6 protein-coding genes are annotated in these 6,456 nt (G+C 40.7%); 4 read left to right on the forward strand and 2 right to left on the reverse strand.

From position 1 onward, the window contains the following. The first annotated feature begins 174 nt into the window (after positions 1 to 174). Complete coding sequence (locus IQ229_RS08580) at positions 175 to 1,152, forward strand: threo-3-hydroxy-L-aspartate ammonia-lyase (RefSeq protein ID WP_194042904.1); 978 nt, start codon at positions 175 to 177, stop codon at positions 1,150 to 1,152. Positions 1,153 to 1,222: 70 nt separating this feature from the next. On the opposite strand, the gene IQ229_RS08585 is transcribed toward IQ229_RS08580, so the two are convergent. Next, positions 1,223 to 1,636, reverse strand: coding sequence for a hypothetical protein (locus tag IQ229_RS08585; protein WP_194042906.1), 414 nt, complete (start codon positions 1,634 to 1,636; stop codon positions 1,223 to 1,225). Between the two features lie 471 nt (positions 1,637 to 2,107). Next, positions 2,108 to 2,674: a thermonuclease family protein gene (locus IQ229_RS08590; protein ID WP_194042908.1), complete on the reverse strand. Its 567-nt coding sequence runs from the start codon at positions 2,672 to 2,674 to the stop codon at positions 2,108 to 2,110. Positions 2,675 to 2,861: 187 nt separating this feature from the next. On the opposite strand from IQ229_RS08590, the gene IQ229_RS08595 reads away from it, so the two are divergent. The 3 genes from IQ229_RS08595 (at position 2,862) to IQ229_RS08605 (ending at position 6,013) form a co-directional block, all read left to right on the forward strand. Continuing rightward, positions 2,862 to 3,605: a ferritin-like domain-containing protein gene (locus tag IQ229_RS08595; protein WP_194042910.1), complete on the forward strand. Its 744-nt coding sequence runs from the start codon at positions 2,862 to 2,864 to the stop codon at positions 3,603 to 3,605. 259 nt (positions 3,606 to 3,864) lie between these two features. Next, positions 3,865 to 4,206 carry a winged helix-turn-helix transcriptional regulator gene (locus IQ229_RS08600; RefSeq protein WP_194042912.1) on the forward strand — a complete coding sequence of 114 codons (342 nt, stop codon included), beginning with the start codon at positions 3,865 to 3,867 and terminating at the stop codon, positions 4,204 to 4,206. An 826-nt stretch (positions 4,207 to 5,032) separates the two neighbouring features. Next, a complete protein-coding gene (locus tag IQ229_RS08605) occupies positions 5,033 to 6,013 on the forward strand; it encodes a helix-turn-helix domain-containing protein (RefSeq protein ID WP_194042914.1) in 981 nt (326 codons plus the stop codon). Positions 6,014 to 6,456: the final 443 nt, after the last annotated feature.

Consider the following 6,456-nt stretch of genomic DNA (forward strand, 5'->3'; position numbering starts at 1 on the left):
TTTAAGTTTTATAAATTTAGCTACTGCAATATATAATGTTTGCTGTAGCTATTTTTATACAGACAATAAATGATGCTATCCACCTGAAACGAGTATGCTTCAATCCAGGATATTAGACGCAAATATAAAAATCTGTATCTATATAAACAAGAGCAAGAATATTTAATATTATCAATGCCACAGCATAATTCCGTTACTATAACTGACGTACAGGCAGCACAAGAGCGAATTTTGGGGATTGCCCACCGCACGCCTGTACTGACTTCTAGAATCGTGAACGATCGCACCAATAGCCAAGTATTCTTTAAGTGCGAAAACTTTCAACGCACTGGGGCATTTAAATTTAGAGGTGCGTACAATGCCTTAGCCCAACTATCGGCAGCACAAAAACAAACAGGCGTTCTCACCTATTCATCGGGAAATCATGCCCAAGCGATCGCTTTAGCTGGACAATTACTCAATATTCCCACCACCATTGTCATGCCTGATGATGCACCTATTGTCAAACAAACTGCTACTCGTGGTTATGGTGCAGAGATAATTTTATACAATCGCCAACAAACAAACCGAGAAGAATTAGCCCAAAAACTAGCAAGCGATCGCTCTTTGACACTCATTCCCCCTTACGATCATCCTCATGTAATCGCCGGACAGGGAACAACCGCTTTAGAACTGATCCAAGAAGTTGGTGAATTGGACTTATTATTAGTTTGTTGTGGCGGTGGCGGATTACTTTCAGGATGTGCGATCGCAGCCAAGTCACTTTTACCCAATTGTAAAGTAATCGGGGTAGAACCAGCACTTGCCGACGATGCTACCCGCTCTTTTCACACCAAAACTCTGCAAACAGTCAAAAATCCTAATACCATCGCTGATGGTGCGCGGACTCCTAGCCTTGGTAAAATTACTTTCCCCTTAGTGCTGCATTACGTCGATGATATGGTGACGGTATCTGAAGAAGCGATTCTTCGCACCATGTTTTTCTTGTGGGAACGCCTGAAAATTGTCGTTGAACCCACTGGGGTATTAGCTGCTGCTGCTTTACTCGAAGGTGTGGTGACAGCACCAGAAGCGAGAGTTGGTGTCATCATCAGCGGTGGAAATGTAGATTTGGCGCAAGTTGGTAAATTGTTTTCTGGGGGATTGGATTAAAAAGTTAAATTCCCAATTGACAAACTGCGATGTCTAGCGATAAGAAGCGTAGCTCTCTACACACTTCTGATTACGCTTTTACTTTGCCATTGCTATTCACACTAACAATCATTGACGGTGGCTCATTACTAACAATTGGCGATTCACCTCGCAATCCCTTGCGGCGTTGGTTTTTAGGAACTCCTCCCGCCATACCATACTCTACACTGCTTTTGCCATATTTAGCCCCAATGCCCATGAGTATGTGTTCTGTCATGTCTGCCAACTGCTGCTCTGTTTCTAACATTTCACGGTATATCTTATCTAGGTTAGAAAGCGCAGTGTTGTAGCTATTTTCTTTATTTCGCATTGTCTCAATTAGGCTTGAGTAGGCAAATAAAGTGAGTCCATTACTCACATCTAAGTTTGGATCAATTGAAGTGATACTGGCTGCACGACGTGCTGCTTTTTCTAGCACTTGGGAAGTTCTTTTTAGTCTAGCCATAAAATGTGGTTATTTATTTGATTATTCAGTTCTCGAATTCACTGATTTAAACTTCTTTACTTTAAAAAATTTTCGTATCGATCAGCCTGAGGAAATTCCTGCAAATCTCTATTAGCTTTTATTACACTGTAAATCGCTAATAAATCAGTAAATTACGCAAAAAAGAACCCAAACCCCAGTTTGAGAACTCAATATTAGCTTTTGTGTACTAAATATACTCAAATGAGAACTCAAATCCCAGTTTGAGAACTCAATATTAGCTTTTGCGTACTAAATATACTTAAATGAGAACTCAAACCCCAGTTTGAGAACTCAATATTAGCTTTTGTGTACTAAATATACTCAAATGAGAACTCAAACCCCAGTTTGAGAACGCAAATCGCGTTATGAGAAGTTTTCAATTTATTACTCCTCGCGGGGATGGAAAAATTGAGCGCAGTTGGCAGTGCAAGCAATTTCTCACTTTAGTTTTTATTTTTTTGATAGGGTACGATATTCCCAAGGATTAACGAATTTAGTGTCACTCCAAATACCAAGGCGTTGTTCCTTGGCTTCAGCTTCAGCTTGTTGAACCAAGTCTTGGCTAGGACACTTGTTTAAATAAGGACGATACACTTTTGCCAATCCTTCTTTTAACAATACCTGCTGCACAAAAGTGCCATTTTGTAAACGGACTTCGGCAATTTTACGCCCATAGCGATCGCTATCAGTAATATTCAAAGTTACGCGATCGCCTCCTTGTTGTACCAGTTGTTGCACCCGTTCTTGGGCTTTCACACCCCAAGTAAATTGATTGCGATCGCTACTACGTTTACTCTGCTTTTCTTTGTTAGTATGAGCTATCTCTGGCGCATCTACACAAGCAAAGCGGACGGTAAGATTTTTGCCATCGGCATCTTTCACTACTAAAGTATCGCCATCACTGACTCGCTCAACTGGTTCTCCAGAAGTACCGATAAAGCGATCGCAGCCCATCAAATTTAAAATTATGATAGTTGCACAAAGCCAAAATCGCATTGATTTAGTTAATTTCTCCATCCAAACTTACCTGCATTACCTCTGTGGGATGATATTAGCAAAATACAAAGATATATTTGTTAACTGTTGGCATATAGTTCCACAGGCAATTCAAAATTCCAAATGGTAAGACCCTTTGGCGGCAACGAATAGAAAATGCGGATTAGTATAAGAATTGTAACCTTCCAATTGTCAGCGGGAATTTCTGATGAACTTCTTGACTCACGTTCTGCATTTAGCTGGTTCAAGTGCCTTTGCCTATTACTCTGCTGCTCAAATTCGTGACTCTAAAACCCGCCCCAACATCCTTGCGGGGTTTCAGTTGGCCGAATCTGGCTCTGTGCCATTTTTATCTGCACTTAGCGATCGCGCCGCAGCAGAAGGCGATACATGGCTAGCCGAAAAACTAGCAAAACATGCATCAGATGAAACTAAGCATGGTCAAATTTTTGCCCACGCCTTACAACAGCTGAATAAACAAGTTATAGATTTCAAGCGTCAACCCCCAACTACATCCACAAAAAAATCACAACAGCGTAGTCCCTTTTTCGCAGCATTCTATGAAGGTTACACTCAAGAACAGCTAAAACCAGCTGTCATTGACTGGGATGTGTTTATGGCTAGCACATACATTCTGGAGTTAGATGCTAGTAAAGACTTTGCGCGAATGGCGAAAGTATTACCTGATAACGAGCCAACCGCTCGTAACTTGAAATTAGGAATGCTAAGTATTGCCCAAGATGAAACTGGACACGCTGCTTATCTCTACGAAGCGATGATGCGCCGGATGTCTGCAACTGAAGTGCAAAACCTCGTAGATATGTGGCGAACTCGCAAGGTAAACGCCTTGTTGGCAATGGTTGGCGGTATCCTTCAGCGTAACGGCGAAACGCGATCGCTAGTCCAAGATAGTGCGCCGTCGGAAATTGATTCTGAGTTGGTAGCTATGTAATTATAGATATCTTGAGTACCTAACGATCAACTATCCCTGGCTCAAACTTTCGTTAGCCAAGCGATGCCTACGGCGGTAAACTACGCACTTTGCTGATTACTGTAACAGTAATCAGCAAACATCCATAGTGGACTGCGGAAGACAGCAAGTATCTATTGTATTGTCATATTCCCGCAGCTGCTACACTAGTTATGAACAAGTAACAGATAACTAGCGATATATCCAGCAAACCTGAGTCAGGTGATTCCTACAAAAAACTATGAAAGCTGAAGCAGAAAACCATTTCAGGCTGACTTGTGAAGTAGAAACTACCTTAAAAGTGATTGGCGGACGCTGGAAAGTTTTAATTATTAGAGAATTAATGACTGGTGTAAAACGGTTTGGTGAGCTACAACGGGCTTTACCTGGAGTTACGCAAAAGATGCTAACTCAGCAACTCAGAGAAATGGAGGAAGATGGAATTATTCATCGAGAAGTTTATCCCCAAATCCCACCCAAGGTTGAATATTCGCTGACACCGTTAGGAGAAACTTTGCAACCAATTCTCTATGCTATGCACGACTGGGCTGTGCAACATTTAGCTCAAACAAATTATCATTAATATTGATTATAAATAATAATTGCTGATTTTTAAAACAACTGTAGTATTACGGCTTGCCTAACTTACAATTTGAGGTTTTCGGTGCGTTATATCGTGTCCGGGTAATTAGTTACGATTAAACTCCAATTTGAATCCACCAATGAAAACCAGTTAATCGTTGAATCAAATCTTGCTGTTGGAGCAGAGATTGGCATCGCTCAAATAAAACTTTTTCCAAATCATCAAGAGTTGCAAACGATTGATTGGCGATTGGTTCATCTACTCATTTAATTGAGCGTTTTTGACCACTTGCATCCAAAGAAAACCCTTTTGAAAGCTAACAATCGCACTCCCTGAGTTTGTGGTTTTTGCCGACAAGCCTCAGTTCGCTATAATACCTTTATTTGGCGACTTTCTTAAACACCTACCCTTGAAAGGAGGAGACCCCACCCTCACCTTTTCCCGACTTCTGCAAGAAGTCTAATTAGTCTGCTGCAAAACGTCTCACAGAGATACCAGTATCATTTTTACGAATTATGACTGCGTTTATTACTGCCTTGTTCCAGTGCTGACTTTTCACGTTATGTGGAAAAGTCCACGAAAAACCTAACCCCCTAACCCCCAACTCGTCGCGGGAAGGGGGAAATTCAAAGTCTCTCTCCTAAAAGGAGAGAGATTTAGAGAGAGGTTTTCCAGATGCCGTGAAAAGTCAGGTTCCAGTGTTGATGATGAATTAAAAAGTTTAAATTATACAATTAACATCCGGATCACAAAGGTGAAGTTAGGAAAAATAGTGAAGATATGATTGTAACTTTCTTTGATTGAGTTAATATAAAGGGCTTTCACAATGGTTACTACTCCTGTATACTATTTGCAAATTCTGGACAATCCAAATATTGAAATTTCTCAAGATGAGTTGCGATCGCTTTTAGGAGAAATAGAACTACAACTGCATCGTAGCCGAGTTTATCGACGTGCTTTAGCGATTGTGCAGAAGTTAATAGGTTCAGAAACAGATCAGGCTCAAGATTTATTAAAAGCCGTAGGTAGAGAAGCGATTGGTTTAGCATTTCGACAATTTGCCCAACAAGATCAAAAGGTTGAAACAGCTACAGATACGAAGCAAGCCACAGAAACAGTCAATTCTTCACCAGAGATACAGCAGGAGCATTGCACTCTCCCTGAGCAATCCTCTAAAAATGTAGCAGAAAATTCGTTGTGGAAAAAACCACTACAATTTCTGAATCATCAGAGAATTTCTCAAGCTGAACAAGCTGAACAAGCAGCCCAACAACACATGGTATGCCTACGTCAAATCGGGCAACAACTCCAAAAAACCCGTCAGTCCAAAGGGCTTTCTTTGGATCACATCCAGCTTTCCACTCATATCCGAACCGAGCTGATAGAAGCATTAGAAAACGGCAACTCGAAAGAATTGCCAGATGACATTTTTGTACGTGGATACATACGACGTTATGGAGATGCTTTAGGACTTAATGGTGTTGCTTTAGCTGCTTCTTTGCCAGAACAAGCAGCTATACTAGTAAATCAGCCCTTTTCGTACCAATCTAAAAAAGGAATGGGATTGGAAATTCGTCCGACGCATTTATATCTAAGTTATACAGCTCTTCTTGCTGGTGCAATGGGAGGATTAGCTTTGATGTCCCAGCAACAAGCGAATACCAATATATCAACTGAGCAAGATAACTCTTCTTCTGTTTTACAATCGTTAAAAGAACAATCTCCTACTGTTAAACCAGGGATTAAATCTACTAATACTGGTGTGGCTGTCGGATCTGATATTTCCCCACCAGAAGGATTATATTAACGAACTGCACCACAATCCTATTACATCTTAATTGATATAAATCTAAAGCCAAGTACTCAACATTGCGATTTGAGCCTAAATGCTCTTGTGCCTTGCTCAACATCTTGGAAAATTGGGGGAGGGGCAGCCACTGGCTGCCCCATAGTAATGATTATTATTATTCAATACGGTTCAGTTAAGGCTAAAACTCTTTGTCAAAGTCAACTTTTTTAACGAACCGCAGAGGCGCAGAGGAAACAGAGAGAAGAGAAAAAATGCTTAACTGAACTGTATTGTATTATTATTTACTGTTGATTTTATTTTTTGGAAGTCCCTCAATATAAGAATAAGCTCATGGTGATGTAGGGCATAATTCCTGCGCTTCGGAGGCAGAAATCCTGTCTTCATATACTTATAACGACGAGTTAAAGCCTCCCACATCACACGCGGCAGTAATATTACTC

Source organism: Nostoc cf. edaphicum LEGE 07299 (assembly GCF_015207245.1).
GTDB classification, from domain to species: Bacteria; Cyanobacteriota; Cyanobacteriia; order Cyanobacteriales; family Nostocaceae; genus Nostoc; species Nostoc edaphicum_B.